This is a genomic window from Bradyrhizobium sp. RDI18, assembly GCF_043203335.1.
GTDB lineage: Bacteria > Pseudomonadota > Alphaproteobacteria > Rhizobiales > Xanthobacteraceae > Bradyrhizobium > Bradyrhizobium retamae.
Window position 1 is genome coordinate 1,543,232 of sequence record NZ_JBICRN010000008.1, and the last position, 17,230, is coordinate 1,560,461.

Genomic DNA, 17,230 nt, shown 5'->3' on the forward strand with positions numbered 1-17,230 from the left:
GACTCAAGCAGTTCGGGGGCTTCCACTTCGGCTCACAGCCCCAACCCGCGCTTTCTGCCGAAGCTCCATTCAATATCGCCGCCACTACGCATGAGGCCGGAGATGTGTTGCCCAACGTGCCTGTCGAGCACGGGCTGCCAGGGCACGAGGCTGAAGCCGAGACCGCCATCGCCGTTCAGGGTTTCGAGCATGGCGAACCGGCCGCTGGATAGACGGGTGGAGCCGACGAGCTCACCGGTCACATGAGTGCCCGGAACGACGCGCCGCCATGGCAATCCGCGTTCGGCGGCAAGCGCCTTGCCGCTTCGCTCGATATCGGCGGCCTCAAGCCGCTGGATCAGATCCTTTGGTGCCCAGACGCGACCGTCGCCGAGCTCTTTGACGTGACCCATATTCGCGAGCGCCTGCTTGCGCTTCTCCAGCGCCGCCCTCACCTCCTCGCCGAACCCCTCGCTGGCGAGCGCGACGCGCTGACGGGACACCAGGTCGCGATCGAGCCAGGTCGCACCGTCATGGCCGATTTGCTGATCGAGGCCGGTGGAAGACAGAACGCTTATGCGGATGTTCGCGCGGTCCCGCGCCAGATCGTAGGCTTGGCCGCGCTCGGGGAGATCGGCAGGGACGCGCCAGTGATCGGCGTCGATCCGCTCGGCATGGCCGGCCCGGCGCAGCGCCTCCAGGCGGCGGACATGGGAGCGAACGAAGGCCTCGGGGTCGCCGCCGAGGCGGTCGATGGCAGTTCTCGCCCGCTCCAGATGCTCGGACGGACGGTAGACGCCTCCTTCTGCAATATCCATGACGTTGTGGTCTGCGGCGCGAGGCCCGGGAGGGGCGGAGCCGGCCGCGACGATCATGCCTCGGCCGACCTGCTCGGCGTGAGCGGCATCCATCTCAATATGATGCACGCGCCCGTCTACCCCGTCGATCAGCAGCCGGACCCGGTCGCCCATCTCGTCGCCCCCGAGCCCCTTGTCCAGCACCCGGCCGACGATGCGTTCGGCCGCATTCTCGCGGTGCAGGACGTAGCGCGCGGGGTGCCGATCCCCCGCCAGGCCCTCTCGCTCCAGCGCCCGGTGCATGGTCTTGATGATGTCGCCGCGCTCGCCAAGCTCGCGCAGCGCCGGCTCGGCTTTGGGCGATACGATCCATTGCCCAGTCTCGACCTCGGTCGCCAACCCCATGCGCTCAAGCTTGCGCGCCCGCTCAATCAGCAGGGCGCGGTTCTGGCGGAGTGTCTCTCGCAGGTCCCGGTCGGGACGCAGGTCGGCGGGCTCCTTCCCTTCCTGCTCGGCGATCAACATCCGGTCGAGCCGGGTGAAGCGATCGGCATCCACCTCCCGCTCAAGCTGCTTTGTCACTTCAAGTTCGGTCTGCCGCCCCAGTTCTCGGGTAACGATTTCGCTGGCGCGCTCGCGAATCCCGTAGGCGATATAGTCGCCGGCGATGTTGAGGGTCTTCCCCTCCTCGGTGACGCTGCGGACGATGATGTGGGTGTGGGGATGGCCGGTGTTGTGGTGGTCGACCGCGATCCAGTCGAGTTTCGTCCCAAGGTCGGCTTCGATCTGCTTCATCAGATCGCGGGTGGTCTCGCGCGGGTCGGCGAGCTCCACGCCGTCCTCGGCCGAGACGATGAAGCGGAACTGATGGCGATCCTCGCGACCCCGATCGAGGAACGCGCGGCCATCCTCGACGTCGCGCTCGGCCGAATAGACCTGGCCCCTCTCGCCATCCCTCGTTACGCCGTCCCGTTCGAGGTAGTGCAGGTGCGCGTCCACCGCCTTGGCGCTGACGAACTGCCGCCCACGGGCGGCTCCACGCTGCGGGTTGAGCTTCACCACGCGAGCCTTCACCGCCACCCGCCGTGCCCGCGTGCGCCGGCCGCTCCCGTCGCGGTTCCACGCGCTCCGATCCTTCAGCTCCAGCGCCGTTGCAGCGCCCCGGCCGCGAGCATTGAACCGGCCGCTTCCCTTTCTGGTCCGGCTTAGCCGATCGGGATTGCCGCCCGCCCGGCGGATGGCCTGATGGACCTCACCGAGGAAGCTGACCCGTCGTCGGCGCATCCCGCCGATCCGGCGGGCGCTCGTCCCCGCACCATTGCGATCACGGACCTTGCCGGGACGGATGCGGAAGTCTTCTTCGTCATGTGCCATGAGACGACGATTGGAAGTCGAAACACTTCGCGCAAGAACCGAATGCGCCAATCGCGGAGGAGCGCAGAAACACTTGTGCCAGCGTAAGCACGTCGGTCTCGCGCATCCCGCACATTGCAAGCGACCTCGCCAAGACCGTTGGAAACAAAGAAGAAAGTATCGGAAGCGCCCCCGCCTCACCTCACCGGCTCAAACCGAGCCGCGCAAAAGCAATGTGCAGACAAAAACTTAGGAACGAAGTTCCGGCAGCGAGGAATCTCGCTTTATCTTGCCTTCCTTTCTGAGAGTGCGTTCCCGCTCCATTTCGGGTTCTCTGCTGCATTGGAGAATCTCCGGAGGGTCCAAAACATTTCCAGAACAAAGCCAGACGCGAGTGGTGGTCGATTCACATCGAGGCCTGGCGGCGCAGCGGCGTTTCGCGTGCCGCGTATTGCCGTCGGCATCGATTGGACGAGGGAACGTTCGCGCGCTGGCTCAACGCGCTCACTGGCGAGGAGGCAGCACGCAAGCTTACGGAATATCAGACGGAATTGCGCCGCGAGAAGCGTCGCGAGGAGCGAGAAAAAGGACTGAAACGACGCCAGCGGCGGCGCTTTAGCGTGAGCACCAACACGCAATCGAGAGCAGTTCAGGCGTTCTGGGCTATGCACGTCGAGGCGACGAACTGGAGCGGAATGGGCGTGCGCGAATACGCTGCTGCGCTGTCTCTGTCGCCCTATGCGCTCCGCAAATGGCGTGACCGGTTGGACGACGGCGAGATTGAAATCGACTGGCGCGCGCATCTTCACCCCTCCGCTCGCCCCGTCGTTGGCACTAGTGCTAAGGAATCGGCCTCCGAAAGCCACTTGACAGGAGCAGCAAATGACGCTGCGCAAACACCAGCGACGCCCGTCCGGCGCTTCTTCAGCGATGAACAGAAGCTTGCGATCGTAATGGAAACCGAGCAGCCGGGTACGACGGTCTCCAGCGTTGCCCGCAAGCACGGCATCGTTACCGGGCTGTTGTTCCGGCTGGCGGGTGGAGTTCGGCGTAGCGCAAAAGAAACGTGCAAGACTCGCTTCCGTCGCGCTGGCGGACGACGCAGTAGCCACGCGCTTTCTGCAACCGCTTGACGGATGGAACTGGTTCCACACAAGTTCGTTCATCTCGCTTTAGCTGCTGCGGAGGCGAAAGAATGACCGATGAACAGCTAGCGCTTCAGGCCGTTAGTGATGCCCAACGCATACTTGAAGAATATCTAGAGCCCATACGGCGAAATAATGAGCGGGTCATCCTCGATAAGTTGGTCGAAGTATTAGAACGCCCCGAGCTTCTTGTTGCCGTTACTCGGATGCAAGGCGGACGTTAACGGCCGGCGGATTTTGCTCGCCGGCTTCGCTAACTCTGGCGAGCACGAGCCAGTCCTCAGCAAGCTTCAACCACGCATCTCCATCGATCGGGTCCCGTGCTCCTGCGGCCCGATCCTTGCAATCCTGAGCCTCTCTACGAAACCGGTCTACCCTGTCCCACATGGTGGAGTTACGCGCCAACTGGCCTAGCGTTACCCCAGTCAACCCCGCATCGGATGGACTATTCCCGAAGTTACAGGCGGGCCCGACGAAACCGTTTTCCGAACATGTTGAAAACGTCCTGTAACAAACCCGGCCTATAGTGGCACCGTACAAATACGGTGCTAGCAGGGGGCGCGCGGCACGATGATTGCTTGCCGAGCTACCATTATTTGAAACCAAAATTTGTCTTGTAGGCAGGGAGTATTTCAGATGGGACGGTCTTTCCACGATTTCGAGCAGCGTCTTTTGCAGACCACGGCCGATCTTCTCAATCGAAGGACGGAAAATCAGAAGCTCAAAGAATCGATACGAGCGGCAGAAGCGTCCAAGCGAGGCCGCATTGTCCGAAGGTCATCAATACCCTGGCAGGGCAGGATTCACCGTCTGGATTAGTTTTGACTGCTGATTGAGTTGTTTCAGCCGACGTTCGAGCTCGATCTTTTTAGCCGTCAGCTTCGCGCTGAGCACATCGTGCATCTGTTCGCGCAGCGCGAACAGATCATCGATCGTCATTGATTCCCACTCGCTCTGCATGACTCGCCCCCACGATCATGAGATGTAACGACTCATCACTGTACAGGCGGATGATGGGAACGCTAGCCGGATTCTGCAAAGGACTCTTGGCGGAATTGGACGCTCAATTGCAACGTCAACCCACGGGCAGAAAGAAGCGGTCTCGGTCTGGGTCGCTCGCTTGCCTGCCGAGGCCGCTCCGGTCTCCCCAGTCATGTCCCGAGGAACGGCTCTAGAGTTCAACAGGTCCGCATGACGAGGTAAAGCCCGCCGGCGTGAACCGGCGGGCTCCTGTCACGATCCTGCCTCGCGGCATCACGCGCCGCTATCAATCTTTGCTGCGTGCTTCGCGATCAGCCAGTTGACACCTTCGAGACTGTCAATGTGGGTCGAGAAACGGCAGGCGTTCGCGGTCTTGACTAGCCGAGGGATGAACCACCGAGCGGGGCGATGGCGAACGTCGCGAAGATGTGCTCTCGCGCTGCCCGCTGACGCACCTCGGCAAGGGCGTTGATCCAGGGGGAGTTGTCAGCCTTCTCGTCGTACCATTTGAGCGGCTCTGGCATCACCAGCTCCGGCCGCCCAGCACGCGCCCTTTCGTCGGCCCGCCCTGCTCTTTCTTCAGCCGGTCCCGCTCGGCGCACAGCCCTTCGATCTTCGCGAGCATCCTCGTTAGCAATAACTCGGCCGACGCAGTCGAGATGCCGGCGCGTTGAAGCAGCAGTATCTCCTTACGCTGCCTTCCGACGTGGGCGCGCATGTGCTCGATTTCGGAACGCACGTGCCTAGTCCCATAGCGCTCCCTCAATACCCTCTGGATCGTTCGAACGAGCCCCTCGGCGCGGCGGTCAAGCTGGTCGTAGAGCCGGAGCCGCCTGAACAGGGTCTCGATTTCACGATCGGTCGTCATTTGGCGATAGTACAAAACAAGAACAAGATGACAAGCCGCTACCGATAGTCTTGGATAAGATGGAACACCCAAGATCATTGCCCGAGTAGATTTTATTGCCTTGGTCCGCCTCGTTTGAGGATCCAATACCGCTTCCCGATGGTCGGCGGCTCCTCACGTTGAAGGATGCCGCTACCTACATCATGAATCTGCCGAAGGCGGAGCACTCAGCGCCGGAATGGCAGGCGGCGATGGAGGCGCGAATCTTGGTTGCGGAGAGCGGCGGGCCGACGATGCTGGCCCGTATCGGCGTCATGCGGGCGTTAAATCGTCACGTCGAGCGGGTCTTCAACGCCGATCGCAAAAGTCATCACTGGAGCAGGCGCAAACTGAAGAGAGACCAATGACCGTCTTTGTCTACATCGACACCAGCAAGCAGGTTGGCGATCCCGAGCACATCAAGGTGTTCGCCACAGGCTGCTGCTTTCCAATTCCAACTAGCGGAGAGCGAAATGGCTGAAAGGATCGATGTTGAGGTTACCGGCAAATCGCAGTTTGAAGTCGCCCACGAAATGGCGAGGTTCATTCTCATCAATATGGAAGGGCGTCAGGTGAAAAGCATAAAGCGGCATGAGTTCTTGCATTTGGTAGCTGACTGCATCGAGGCCTTGCGGGGCATCAAGGTCAAGGAGATTATCAGCTAAAGAGTGAGGCTGGCACTCCTTGGGCTGAATGCAGAAGGAGGCTCTGATGCGCATTCTGGCCTTGGCGATTTTGACGATCGGGATGGTCTCTCCGGCGACTGCCCAGATGTACGATCCGGCTTATCCGGTTTGCCTGCGCCTGTACGACCGGACCATCTATTACGAATGCAGCTACACGTCGCTGCCCCAATGCAACGCGTCGGCATCGGGCCGATCGGCACAGTGCGTCATCAATCCATATTTCGCGAGTTCGCAAGAGCCCGCGGGCTATCGGCGGCATCGCCGGGTCTACTAAAGTGAACCGCATTGGCCGCAGGACCGCTTATGCGATGCTGGTGACTTTGGTGCGGGCGATCGTCTGGCAAATCCTAGGATCGCTTTAGGAACCATCGCCAGGGGGATGTGATTGAATCGCGCTTAGTTAAGGCGCGTTCCATGAATACCCCGGATCAAGACATCGTACTGCGGGCTATGGAGGATGCCAGGCGCATCCTCGGGGAATACATCGCACCTGGCCCGCGCGGACGCCACGGCAACGGTGCACCGGCTAAGGTGCCACGCCAAGGGAGTCCCAGCCCGGTCCGGCCGGTCCCGGAGGTCCGTGCAGGGTCCTGGGGTTCTTGAAGTGGCCCCCCCGCCTTGTCCATCTCCCCGCTTGGGACTTCACCCGAGTAGCCCGGCCTTCCTGCCCCGAACACGAGCGCCCCGGCGCCGGCACATCGATGCCGTCCAGGATCGCCAGCGAGGGCGGGAGAGCGACACAACGTGACCCCCACTGCCTCATCAGGTCCGGGCGTCAGGTAGGCGGCCCGGCGCGCGACGCTTCCGGACGACACACGCCGGGCCTTGCCACCGCCGGTCACCCCCGGAATGGCTAATTCAGAGCGCGCCTAGGCGGCCGCGATGCCGGCGGGCCTAATCGCCTTCGCACGGCGCATGCCCGCTTACTTGATTTCGGCTTCGGTGCCTTGGTTCGGCACGACTACCAAACGGCCGCCGTCGCTTAATTCGATTATGGTGGCCCTACTGGCTGGAGCGGTGCTTCGGAGTACCTAAAGCCAGGAGTAACAGTGGGCGTTTCGTAATTTGGTTGTTGGCCGTTGGTGTAGACAGTTGTGAAATTCGCCGAAGCTCGGCCCAGTGTCGCGGTGTAGTTTATATCGACTGAGGTGTTCACGCCGGCGACGCCATTGTGAAAGCGCAAGAGCGTGTCCAAGCCGAAGTAGTTGTAGGAAGTTTGGGCAGTGACTTCGGGGATAGCTGACTGAATAGCGGCCAGACTCAGGCCGAATGAATGGCCTGTTACTTCGCCGGGGTACAACAGATCTGTTGGACCATAGATTCTAAGACCTACCCTCACCGTAGCGGGACCGGGACCGGGCAAGTTGTTATTTCCGATTACAGCCGAAACCTGCAGCAGCAATGGGTTGAATGGCACGGTGCCGACGTTCGCGATTCCGCCGCCTTGGTAATGATCTCCTCCGTTGGGGGCAATACGGAATTGTGATCCATCCTGGCTGGAAAGATGAGGGCAAATTGTACGGTGTTGCCCCACGGCAAGAGATTCCGCACCAGCCAGTACAGCCGTGTCAAATAAACGGAACCGAAGAAATTCCTGAGATGCCAGCGCTTTAGCATGGCCGCACCTTTTTCGGGGCCGCGATCTTACCGGACCGCAAAAGTTAGCTTTAACCCTGTCATTCGGCAATTCCGCTGCGCGCGCGAGCGCTGATCCTCGTTGCGGAGAAAGGCGGCCCGACTATGTCAACACTAGCAAGCAAATCGGCGACGCCGAGCATATCAAGGTGTTCGCCAATGTGGACGCTGCAGAAAAGTGGTTCGAGGAGAACGACCCTGAAGGCGTCGCCTTTGAAGATGAGATCCTGGAGTGAAAACGGCCCGTAAGACTCCGGGTGCGGCTCTCAAATTAGACGAATCCTGTTGAAGCCGCCGTCGCCCCTCTTCACAATGAACTATGAGTAATAGTTAGTGAGGGGTTTTTAAAATGCCTTCTCTTCAGCCACGTACTGACGCCTACTCCACCCTGTCCACAAATCTTCTGACTGAACATGTCCCGCCATGTGTAACAAAGCGGGCAGACCTATAACCTGCAAAGTTCTGAGTGCGTTGGTAGGAGGATTAAAAGATGGATCAGTTTATTTCAAGGGAGCAGCGTCTCTCGCAGATAGACCTCGATCTTTCCCACCGCATGGCCAAACTTCAAGGGCTCAGAGAAGCGGTGCATATTGCAGAGGCGCTGCAAGCGTCAACCGCGCAAAGGCGTCCCCGACCTTCACCGAGCGACACCGCTTCGTACACCGAATCTCGATTGGCGGTTTAGCTAGGTCGACGGCTTCACCCGTCGAGCGGGCTTCGCGCTTGCTGCATCGCTCCGCGGCTGGTTGAGCTGATGAAATCGATCTTCTAGCGCTGCCCTTTTGGCGAGCAGTTTTTCGCGGAGAACTGACTGCATCTGTTGGTGCAGTTCGAACAGTTCCTCAATCGACATTTGCTCCCACTCATTCCGCATGGACGCACCCCGGCGATCATGAAACCATTTGAATTATCGCTCACGAAGAAACTTCAGAGATATGGGAGAGAGGCTCAGCCTCAATGCGCTGAAGAAAATTAAATGAGGACGGCGGACGATCCTGACCGCGTAGCCCGTCATAAGAGCCTGTCTATCGTGAATAAAAATGGCCCCAGCGCGGGGTCCGCGCCGATACAAGTATTCCCATTTTCAAACAGCCAGACAGGGTAGTGGGTACCCGTCTGGCGCACCGATACAAGCGGGAAAAGGTGGCAATGTCTGCCCAATAGGTACAGAACGCGAGAAGATCCGTGGAGCCCTCTCAGCCTTGCGTCGGCCCCCTTCTACTGGTTGTGATAATACTACGCTGGCCGACACGACAATGGACGTCGCGGTCAGACCAAAACCCCCGACAACTAGGCGTTGATAGTGCCCTTAGATATTTTTTTCTTGAGCGCTTCGCAGACCGCGCGCACTTCGGATGTCGTTAGCGAACACTCCTCGATCTGCAAGAAGTAGCGCTTGCCTTCCTCGCGATAGCTTGCCGCCAACGCCTTGATCTCGCTGACCGTCGCATGAACGCCAGCAACCGTGGCCTCGCACTTCTTGGCAGCCTCTGTCAGTTCGGCACCGAGCGCTTCGATCTCCTTTACGGCCGCATCGTATTCGCGAACGACCGCTTCGGCGGATAGTCTGCCGACCTGATTGACGCCCTCCTTGTGCTCGACGTAGTCGGGCAGCGGGCCTTTCGGAAGCGGATGGTCGTCTTTCGGAATAATATGGATTGAAGGTAATGCGCGATTGTTAGTTTGGATGATGTCTCCAATATCGCGTTCAATGTTGTCAAACTTCGATGCGAGCAGTTCGTCAGTAAAACTCATTTTACAACGCTCCAAACTGTTGCGGGGCTATCGAGCGCCGTAACGGTCAAGCAAAATGTTCCGGTTGTCCACAGCTAAGTCGGTGGAGCTATGTATCGTGGTCGACGTTGGAACCGTCGCTCCCTTCATCGTACGCGCGCTCATCGGAGCGAGGTTCCAGGGCACATTGCGCCCAGGTATTTTCGGTCGACACGCGCGTCGGCATGCGCCAGCAGGCCGTTGGTGCGTCTGGGGAAGTTCGGGGGGTAGGCCTCCCGGCGCTTAACGCTAAATCGGTTAACCGTCACACCGAACGCCGCATCGGGCGGGCCGCTCACGTGGTCGCGCTGCTCGCCTTGCAGCTGTTCGAGCCGCTGCACCTGCAGCCAGTGGCCGTTGTCGTATCCGACATGGAAACTATCTATTGCAGGCCCTGAACAAGGTTGTGCTCGCGGCGTCCATCGTCGAGGTCGCGGCCCCCTGGACGGCGATATTGAGCGTACGCAACTGAACGAAAATGAGCAGCGCGGCCAGCAGGCCGATCATCAGCATGACCCAGGTGGTCAGGTTAAGACGGAAACTCATGGTGCATCCGACTGCCGGCCGTTGCTCTCTCGACAGACCGCAACTCTTAAGTTCATTGCACAACCCTCAATAGGGCGGCGTGCAATAGTGTACCTCCAATAGCGGTCATCCACGAGCACGGTCGAAACGTCCGTTTCGTGGTGCCAAAAAACGGTCATCAAGGACAATGTCTCAACTGGACCCACCGCCTCGTCGGCGCCACCAGGCGCAAATACCTGATCAGGTGCGGCATCCACGCTCTCCGACAGCCTTGTTCAGTTAAGCCAGATATCTGTGGTTTTGCTGTGCATAGCCGCCGGCATCAGCGACCCGGCTGGGTAGTCCGGATGGGAGCGTCTGTTTCTTCATGGAGAATGCGTTCGGCAGCCCCGTCAAGATCGTCGTACTGCCCGGTCTTGAGCGACCACATGAACGCTGCGAGAGCCGTGAGGCCGAGACCTAATGCAATCGGTATCAGATAAAAGTAATCCTTCATTCGGCGGCCTCCAGAATGGCTGCCGCCGAAATGGTGTTCGGGGCAGCACTGGCTGGGCTCCCTTCCACGCCCTTCAAGCGAAGCGCGTTGGCAACCACTAGAATTGATGATCCCGACATCGCGACGGCGGCAATCAGCGGCGTCACAAGGCCCATGATTGCGATCGGCACCGCCACGACGTTGTAGGCAACCGCGAGCGCCAGGTTTTGCCGAATCAAACGTCTAGCCTCGCGCGCGACGGACACCGCGAGAGGTACTGCGAGCAGGCTTTGTCGCAGGAAGACAAAGTCCGCCGCGCAACGTCCGACGTCCGAAGCAGAGGCTGGGGCCATGGACGCATGGGCAGCGCCGACCGCCGGCGTGTCGTTAAGTCCGTCTCCGACCATAAGAACCTTATGACCAGCCGCAGTGAGCGACTTGATGCGTGCAACCTTCTCGTTGGGCGTCACCCCGCTGCGATATGGAACGCCAAGCGCGGCGGCAACAAGTCCGACCGGTCCCTTGCGGTCGCCAGAAACGATCTCCACTCGAAAGCCGCTTTGCTGCAGCTTTGCGACGGTAACAGCCGCGTCCGTCCGCAGTTTGTCTTCAAAGCAGAACCCCGTCATCCACTGGCCATTCTGTGTCAGAGCAACCGACGCAGTTCCGACAATCGATTCCGGACTGGCGAGCGCCCACGACGGTTTCCCCAACCGATAGACTGTCGCGCCTGCTTTCGCCTGCAAGCCGAAGCCCGCCTGTTCGGTAATATCGTCGAACACGACTCGCGACGGCGTAAGGCCAGCGGCAGCTTCGACGAGCGCCTGTGAATAGGGGTGCCGGGAATGCAAGGCAAGAGCGGCTGCGAGTTTCAAAGACGCGCTATCAATGTGTTCCGCCGAGACCAGGCGCGGCGCGGCCGACGTCAGCGTTCCCGTCTTGTCAAATATGACCGCGTCAATCTCTGCGAGGCGCTCAATCGAGGAACCGTCCTTGACCATGATGCCATTCTTGAACAGCCGTTGCGCGGCTATCACCTGCACGATCGGTACCGCAAGTCCGAGCGCGCAAGGGCACGTGATGATGAGAACAGCGATGGCGATGGTGATGGCGTTGTGCAGATCGCCGGTTGCGACCATCCAACCGATGAACGTAAGAAATGCCGCGACGTGCACGACTGGCGCGTAGAGCGCCGCTGCGCGGTCAGCGATACGCCGATAGCCGGATCGACCTTGCTCGGCCGCTTCCATCATCCGGATCATTTCAGCGAGGAATGAATTGCTGGCTTTCGCCATCACGACAAGCGTTAGCGGACCGGTGAGATTCAGCGTACCCGCGCGCACGGTCGATCCCACAGTCGCACGCAGCGGCACGCTCTCACCGGAGACCAGCGAAACGTCAAGCTCGGAATCACCCTTGCTCACGATCGCATCAACGGGCACACGTTCACCGGCGCCAAGCGCAACACTCATGCCGGGCACGATCTCCTCGACAGGAAGATAAGCCTGCGTGCCATCCGCCTGCATCACGAAAGCACCTCGTGCCGCGAGCCGGACCAGGCTTCTGACGGCCTGCCGGGCCCGTTCCCGCATCATGTAATCAAGCGTGCGCCCGATCAGCAAAAAGAACAGCAGCGAGATTGCGGCGTCGAAATAGGCGTGCGGACCGTGTTGCACCGTCTCGTAGACGCTCATTCCGAAGGCGAGCAGCACACCTAGCGAGATCGGAACGTCCATGTTGGTCCGTCCGTGCCTGAGGGCTCGCCAACCCGACCGAAAAAATATCCGACCGGAATAAGCCAGCGCAGGCAGCGCGATTATCATGGACAACCAGTGGAAGAGGTCTCGGGTTTCGGCTTCAGCGCCTGACCAGATCGACACCGAAAGTAACATGACATTGCTTGAGGCAAAGCCCGCGACGGCAAGCGCCCGTATCAATTCGGACAGCGCGCCGTCGTCCTTGTCGGACTCAACGTCGAACAGATGAGCCTCGAAGCCCGCCCGCTTCAAAGTCTCGACAAACGGCGGCGGGCCGCCGTTTGATTGCCACCTGACCGTCACGCGTTTGGCCGAAAGGTTGGCCCGCGCGCTTTCGACGCCCACAAGCCCGGCGAGCGCCTTCTCGATCGTCCGGACGCATGCGCCACAATGAATCGTCGGCACGGCGAGGTCGGTCTGGCGAATGCCATCAGCTACGATGCGACTCGCGAGCAAGACCTCTTCGTCGCTTGCGCACGCAGCTGGCAGCATCGCCGTCAATTCTGCTCCCGAACCGCAACAACCCATCGGAGAGAACTCCAAATGCCTCGCGCTAGGACTCAGGTCGCATCGTCCGGTATGCGTGCCAGCTTCCATGTCCCAGCACCGGGAAAATTACGATCATGCCCAGCAGTCCGGTCGCGATGCCGATAACGATCAGCACTAGCATGATTGCCGCCCAGGTCAACATGACCGGCAGATTGTGCCAAACCAACGCCATGCTGGTGCTCATGGCGGTCAAAGCGTCCGTGCGCTCTGTTAGCAGCATCGGGATGGAGAAGGCGCTGATGGCAAATGCAAACGCCGCAAACAGGCCCCCGACGGCGCTGCCGATCAGCAACAACGCCCAGCCGATCTCTGTCGTGAACAGCATGGGGATGATGCGGTCGGGGCCGGGAAAAGGCCGCAGGCCAAAAAACAGCGCATACAGGATGACAGCGGCGCGCATCCACAACAGCGTCAGCAGAAAGAGCAGCACGCCTGCGAATAGAACCTGGCCGCCAGACTCCGGCCTGACGTAGACCATCTGCCACAAGTTGACCGATCTGCCTTCTGCGATGCGCCGGCTCTTTTCGTACAGTCCGATTCCGATGATTGGACCAACGACCATGAAACCGGCAAACGCCGGAAGCAGGATGTAGTCCCAGCGAAGCGCGAATAGGCCAACGACAGTGACGACGGAGACCAGAAACACGAGGAGCCCGTAACTAATGCTGGTTGCCGGATCGATTGTGAAGTCGCGCCAGCCGGCCGAGAGCCAATCAAAAGCGGCTGCGGGAGCGACGTTTCGCTTCCAGGACCGCGCGCGCGGCAGAGGTGGAACAACAGCCGGAATCGGCGTCATCATTGATCTCCCTGCTATCTCATCGCGGTGTACATGACGACCTTGCCGCGCTGAACTTTCCATCCTTCGCAGAGCCCTCGCCCTGGCGCACATGCGCGACGCATTCCGGTTGCGACACGATTGCCACATAGACGAGGTGCGAATTGGCGATCAGTACCAGTAACAGCCCGGCGCCAATCGCGACCCAAAGAACGGCCTTTGTTCTGACATGCCTCGTCGCTGCGCCGGTCGCGCTCATCGTTCCCTCCGGCGGAGGTCGAACAGATAGAGCACAAGAATTTTGCGGTCGAGCGGTGAGAGTCTTCCATCCCAACTTGGCATGCGGCCCTGCCGGCCGCCCCCACAGTCTCGTAGATCGACTCGGGGTCGCCGCCGTAGATCCAGGATCGGTCCGTCAGGTCCGGTCCACCGAGATCGGTTTTGCCCTTGGCGTCGTCGCCATGGCAGGTGACGCAGTTGGCGGCGAAAACGGCCTTGCCGGCCTCGATTTTCGCCGCGGGCACATCTTTCGCGACAGCGGGGTCGGAAAGGCTGCGCACGTAAGTCACGACGTCGTCGATCTCGCCCTTTTTGAGCATCTGATCGCGCCCGAATGCCATCATTTGCGATGTCCGGCTTTGCGGATGGGCCGAATTGATGCCGACGCGGATCGTTTCGGCGATGCTTTCGGGATCGCCGCCCCAAAGCCATGACGCCGTCGTCAGACTCGGGAAGCCCTTGCCGCCCTGTGCGTTCGATCCATGACATGGCGCACAGTTGTCACCGAACAGCGTCCGACCGGTCTGCCGCACGTTTTCCATCAAACGGGGGTCGGCCTGGATTTCCTTGAAGCTCTCAGCCTCAATGCGTTTGGACCAGGCGCCGCGTTCAAGTGCAGCCTGTGCCAGGCTTTCGCTGACGGTGGTGCGCTGATCGATGCCGAGCAGGCCCTTCGTATAGGTTACCCCGAGCGGCCATGCTGGCATCAGCACCCAGTAAACGACGGAGAACAAGACCGTTACAATCAGGAAGAAATAGACGGGCCGGGGTACCGGCGAATTCAATTCCTTGATGCCGTTCCATTCGTGACCGGTGGTCATATAGCCGGTATGGGGGTCGCGTTCGCCTACCGCCATGGCTGATCCCTGTACGGCTTGTCCTCGTGCTCGAGAATCGATTGCGCCGCTTCGTCGAACTGCTTCTTGTTCGACGGCCAGTACGCATAGGCGACGATGATGATCGAAAGCCCGATCAGATAGAACAGACCGAATGACTTCGAGAACCAGACCACAAAATCATTGTCCATGATCAACCTCCCGCCGCGGCAACCGGCTTGTGCGCAGCGTCAGTCAGCTTGCCGAGAATTTGCAGGTACGCGACCAAGGCATCGAGTTCGGTCAGTTCGCCCGGCTTGCCGTCGAAGGCACGCACATTGGTCGCCGCACCGTAACGCTTGGTAACCCCTTCGGCGTAGGGTGTATCGGGCGCCGCCTGTCCGTAGGCATCGGACATCGCGTTGGCAATCATGTCATCGGTGTAGGGCACGCCAACTTTGCGAAGCGCCGCCAGATGAACGCCGAGGTCGTCATGGCGCAGTTCAGTGCGACCGAGCCACGAATAATGCGGCATCACTGATTCCGGGACGACGTCCCGAGGGTTGTTGAGGTGCCGCACATGCCATTCGTCCGAATACTTGTTGCCCATGCGCGCAAGGTCGGGCCCGGTCCGCTTCGATCCCCACAGCATGGGATGATCGTATTTGGATTCAACGGCGAGCGAATAAGGGCCGTAGCGTTCCACTTCGTCGCGTAACGTCCGGACCATCTGCGAATGGCAGGCGTAGCAGCCTTCCCGGATGTAGATATTGCGGCCTGCGATCTCGAGCGGCGTGTAAACGCGCATGCCCGGGGCGTCCTCGACGGTCTGGTGGATCGTGAACAACGGTATGATCTCCACCGCCCCGCCGATGCTGGCAACGCCGATGATGGCGAGCAGAAAGCCGATGGTCTTGCGCTCAAGACGGTAATGCAGGTTGAACATGCCGGGTCACTCCGCCGGTTGAGGCGCGGAAAGGCCTGCGAGCGCGGGAACGGGATGATCGGCAACCCGTTCGTCGGCCGGCTGATCGGCCGTCCGTATCGTCATCCAGATGTTGTAGCATGCGACCAATGCGCCGATCAGGAACAGCAGGCCGCCGATAGCGCGCGCGACATAATAGGGATGCATCGCAACCAGGCTGTCGACAAAGGAATAAGCAAGCGTTCCGCTTTCATTGTAGGTCCGCCACATCAGCCCCTGAATGATGCCAGAATTCCACATCGCGAAAACGTAGACCACCGTTCCGGCAAGTGAGAGCCAGAAGTGCACTTCCACCAACCTGCCCGAATACATCCGCTCGCGCTTCCAAAGCCACGGCACCGATGCATAGATCGCGCCGAAAGTAATCATTGCGACCCAGCCGAGCGCACCAACGTGCACGTGGCCGACGGTCCAGTCGGTATAGTGCGACAGCGAGTTGACGGAGCGAATGGCCATGAACGAGCCTTCGAACGTGACCAGGCCGTAGAACGCGGCCGCGGCCATCATGAAGCGCAGGGTCGCGTCGTCGCGCACCTTGTGCCAGGCGCCATTCAGCGTCAGCAGCGCGTTGCCGGCCGATGCCCATGAAGGAACCAGCAGCATGACCGAAAACGTCATGCCGAGCGTCTGGACCCAATGCGGAAGCGCGGTGTAGTGCAGGTGATGCGAACCCGCCCACATGTACATGAAAGTGATGCCCCAGAAGCTGATGATCGACAGCCGATAGGAGAAGATCGGGCGGCCGGCACGCACCGGAAGGTAGTAGTACATCATGCCGAGGAAGCCGGCGGTCAGGAAGAACGCGACCGCATTATGCCCGTACCACCACTGCGTCATCGCATCCTGGACGCCGGAAAATGCCGAATAGCTCTTGGCCTGACCGATTGAAACCGGGACGGCGAGGTTGTTGACGATGTGGAGAATCGCCACGACCAGGATGAAGGCCATGTAGTACCAGTTCGACACGTAGATATGCGGCTCCTTCCGGCGAGCCAGTGTGCGCAGATAGATGATGAAATAGGTCACCCACACGATCACCAGCCAAACGTCGGCATACCATTCCGGTTCGGCGTACTCCTTCGACTGCGTGATGCCCATCAGGTAGCCGGTTGCCGCGATGACGCAGAACAGGTTGTAGCCAAGCAGCACGAACCACGGACTCAATTGGTCCGGCAGGCGCGCACGCGAGGTTCGTTGCAGCACATAGAAGGACGTAGCGATCAGCGCATTGCCGCCGAAGCCGAAGATCACGCCGGAGGTATGCACCGGACGGAGGCGGCCGAAGCTCGACCAAGCCGCGTCGAATGTCAGGTTCGGATTAACAAGCTGCCATGCAATCCAATCACCGACAAAAAGCCCCGCGACGACCCACACCATCGCGAGGATTATCCCCATTCGGCTGGGATCATCGAAATAGCGGTCGAGCCGGCTGTCGTCGGGCTCGGGTGCGTAGTAGCTGGAAATGACACCGAACGTGCCGGCGATGCCGGCAAGCAGCACGATGGCGCCATGGATGCCTAGTGGGTCGCCGTGCCCGACAGCCCCCATCGCGAGCCCACATAAGGAAATCGCGAGTAGAATGATCAGCGCAAGCTGCCGTTCGTTCCTTGTGAGCTGGGCGACCATCCTGGAGCTCCAAACGAAAGGGGATGCCAGCAGTTTTTTACAAAGCCCTGAAGTGCCGCTTGACAGCTATTTCACAACGAAACTGCAAATTTTCCCAACGCTTCCGGTTCACGCGATGTCACCAGCAGGTCACCTCTGCCGCTTCCACTCTTGATCTAAATCAAGTGTCAACGCGCTTCGCTGCGGCGCACTCAGTACAGCGACGCCTC

At 60.0% G+C, this 17,230-nt stretch carries 18 protein-coding genes and 2 pseudogenes; 7 read left to right on the forward strand and 13 right to left on the reverse strand.

Features of this window, described 5'->3' with window-relative positions:
* Positions 1-32 precede the first annotated feature (32 nt).
* Positions 33-2,150, reverse strand: coding sequence for a DUF3363 domain-containing protein (locus tag ACFXS9_RS16375; protein ID WP_392690330.1), 2,118 nt, complete (start codon positions 2,148-2,150; stop codon positions 33-35).
* Between the two features lie 389 nt (positions 2,151-2,539).
* Here ACFXS9_RS16375 and ACFXS9_RS16380 point away from each other — a divergent pair.
* From ACFXS9_RS16380 to ACFXS9_RS16390, 3 genes and pseudogenes are all read left to right on the forward strand, one after another.
* Positions 2,540-2,593: pseudogene (locus ACFXS9_RS16380) on the forward strand (hypothetical protein); the annotation flags it as partial.
* A gap of 87 nt (positions 2,594-2,680) precedes the next feature.
* A complete protein-coding gene (locus ACFXS9_RS16385) occupies positions 2,681-3,262 on the forward strand; it encodes a transposase (RefSeq protein WP_392690332.1) in 582 nt (193 codons plus the stop codon).
* A gap of 62 nt (positions 3,263-3,324) precedes the next feature.
* Complete coding sequence (locus tag ACFXS9_RS16390) at positions 3,325-3,498, forward strand: hypothetical protein (protein ID WP_392690334.1); 174 nt, start codon at positions 3,325-3,327, stop codon at positions 3,496-3,498.
* A gap of 556 nt (positions 3,499-4,054) precedes the next feature.
* Here ACFXS9_RS16390 and ACFXS9_RS16395 read toward each other — a convergent pair.
* The 3 genes from ACFXS9_RS16395 to ACFXS9_RS16405 form a co-directional block, all read right to left on the reverse strand.
* Entirely contained in the window at positions 4,055-4,213 is a 159-nt protein-coding gene (locus ACFXS9_RS16395; protein WP_392690336.1) for a hypothetical protein, read from the reverse strand.
* Positions 4,214-4,632: 419 nt separating this feature from the next.
* Positions 4,633-4,779 (reverse strand): hypothetical protein, encoded by a 147-nt coding sequence (locus ACFXS9_RS16400; protein ID WP_392690338.1) that lies wholly within the window; start codon positions 4,777-4,779, stop codon positions 4,633-4,635.
* Entirely contained in the window at positions 4,779-5,123 is a 345-nt protein-coding gene (locus ACFXS9_RS16405) for a hypothetical protein (protein ID WP_392690340.1), read from the reverse strand. The genes ACFXS9_RS16400 and ACFXS9_RS16405 overlap by 1 nt, the downstream gene beginning before the upstream one ends.
* A 182-nt stretch (positions 5,124-5,305) precedes the next feature.
* On the opposite strand from ACFXS9_RS16405, the gene ACFXS9_RS16410 reads away from it, so the two are divergent.
* The 4 genes from ACFXS9_RS16410 (at position 5,306) to ACFXS9_RS16425 (ending at position 8,147) form a co-directional block, all read left to right on the forward strand.
* Positions 5,306-5,509 (forward strand): hypothetical protein, encoded by a 204-nt coding sequence (locus tag ACFXS9_RS16410; protein ID WP_392690342.1) that lies wholly within the window; start codon positions 5,306-5,308, stop codon positions 5,507-5,509.
* Positions 5,510-5,614: 105 nt separating this feature from the next.
* Positions 5,615-5,806: a hypothetical protein gene (locus tag ACFXS9_RS16415; protein ID WP_334362505.1), complete on the forward strand. Its 192-nt coding sequence runs from the start codon at positions 5,615-5,617 to the stop codon at positions 5,804-5,806.
* A gap of 46 nt (positions 5,807-5,852) precedes the next feature.
* Positions 5,853-6,101, forward strand: coding sequence for a DUF3551 domain-containing protein (locus ACFXS9_RS16420; RefSeq protein ID WP_334366936.1), 249 nt, complete (start codon positions 5,853-5,855; stop codon positions 6,099-6,101).
* Between the two features lie 1,851 nt (positions 6,102-7,952).
* Positions 7,953-8,147: a hypothetical protein gene (locus ACFXS9_RS16425; RefSeq protein WP_392690344.1), complete on the forward strand. Its 195-nt coding sequence runs from the start codon at positions 7,953-7,955 to the stop codon at positions 8,145-8,147.
* A 605-nt stretch (positions 8,148-8,752) separates the two neighbouring features.
* Here the strand turns inward: ACFXS9_RS16425 and ACFXS9_RS16430 are convergent.
* From ACFXS9_RS16430 to ccoN, 9 genes and pseudogenes are all read right to left on the reverse strand, one after another.
* Entirely contained in the window at positions 8,753-9,232 is a 480-nt protein-coding gene (locus tag ACFXS9_RS16430) for a hypothetical protein (RefSeq protein ID WP_392690346.1), read from the reverse strand.
* 381 nt (positions 9,233-9,613) lie between these two features.
* On the reverse strand, positions 9,614-9,781 hold the full coding sequence (locus ACFXS9_RS16435; RefSeq protein ID WP_392690348.1) for a hypothetical protein: 168 nt from the start codon (positions 9,779-9,781) through the stop codon (positions 9,614-9,616).
* 301 nt (positions 9,782-10,082) lie between these two features.
* Positions 10,083-10,256 carry a cbb3-type cytochrome oxidase assembly protein CcoS gene (gene ccoS / locus ACFXS9_RS16440; protein ID WP_392690350.1) on the reverse strand — a complete coding sequence of 58 codons (174 nt, stop codon included), beginning with the start codon at positions 10,254-10,256 and terminating at the stop codon, positions 10,083-10,085.
* Positions 10,253-12,520 carry a heavy metal translocating P-type ATPase gene (locus tag ACFXS9_RS16445; RefSeq protein ID WP_392690352.1) on the reverse strand — a complete coding sequence of 756 codons (2,268 nt, stop codon included), beginning with the start codon at positions 12,518-12,520 and terminating at the stop codon, positions 10,253-10,255. Before ACFXS9_RS16445 ends, ccoS begins: the two co-directional genes overlap by 4 nt.
* 25 nt (positions 12,521-12,545) lie before the next feature.
* Positions 12,546-13,337 carry a DUF2189 domain-containing protein gene (locus ACFXS9_RS16450; RefSeq protein WP_392699814.1) on the reverse strand — a complete coding sequence of 264 codons (792 nt, stop codon included), beginning with the start codon at positions 13,335-13,337 and terminating at the stop codon, positions 12,546-12,548.
* A gap of 234 nt (positions 13,338-13,571) precedes the next feature.
* A pseudogene (ccoP, locus tag ACFXS9_RS16455) lies at positions 13,572-14,452 on the reverse strand (cytochrome-c oxidase, cbb3-type subunit III).
* Entirely contained in the window at positions 14,443-14,622 is a 180-nt protein-coding gene (locus ACFXS9_RS16460) for a cbb3-type cytochrome oxidase subunit 3 (RefSeq protein ID WP_392690353.1), read from the reverse strand. Before ACFXS9_RS16460 ends, ccoP begins: the two are co-directional and overlap by 10 nt.
* Positions 14,623-14,624: 2 nt before the next feature.
* A complete protein-coding gene (gene ccoO, locus ACFXS9_RS16465) occupies positions 14,625-15,356 on the reverse strand; it encodes a cytochrome-c oxidase, cbb3-type subunit II (RefSeq protein ID WP_392690355.1) in 732 nt (243 codons plus the stop codon).
* A gap of 6 nt (positions 15,357-15,362) precedes the next feature.
* The gene (gene ccoN / locus ACFXS9_RS16470; RefSeq protein ID WP_392690357.1) at positions 15,363-17,021 is read right to left on the reverse strand and encodes a cytochrome-c oxidase, cbb3-type subunit I; all 1,659 of its coding nucleotides are present in this window, start codon (positions 17,019-17,021) and stop codon (positions 15,363-15,365) included.
* Positions 17,022-17,230: the final 209 nt, after the last annotated feature.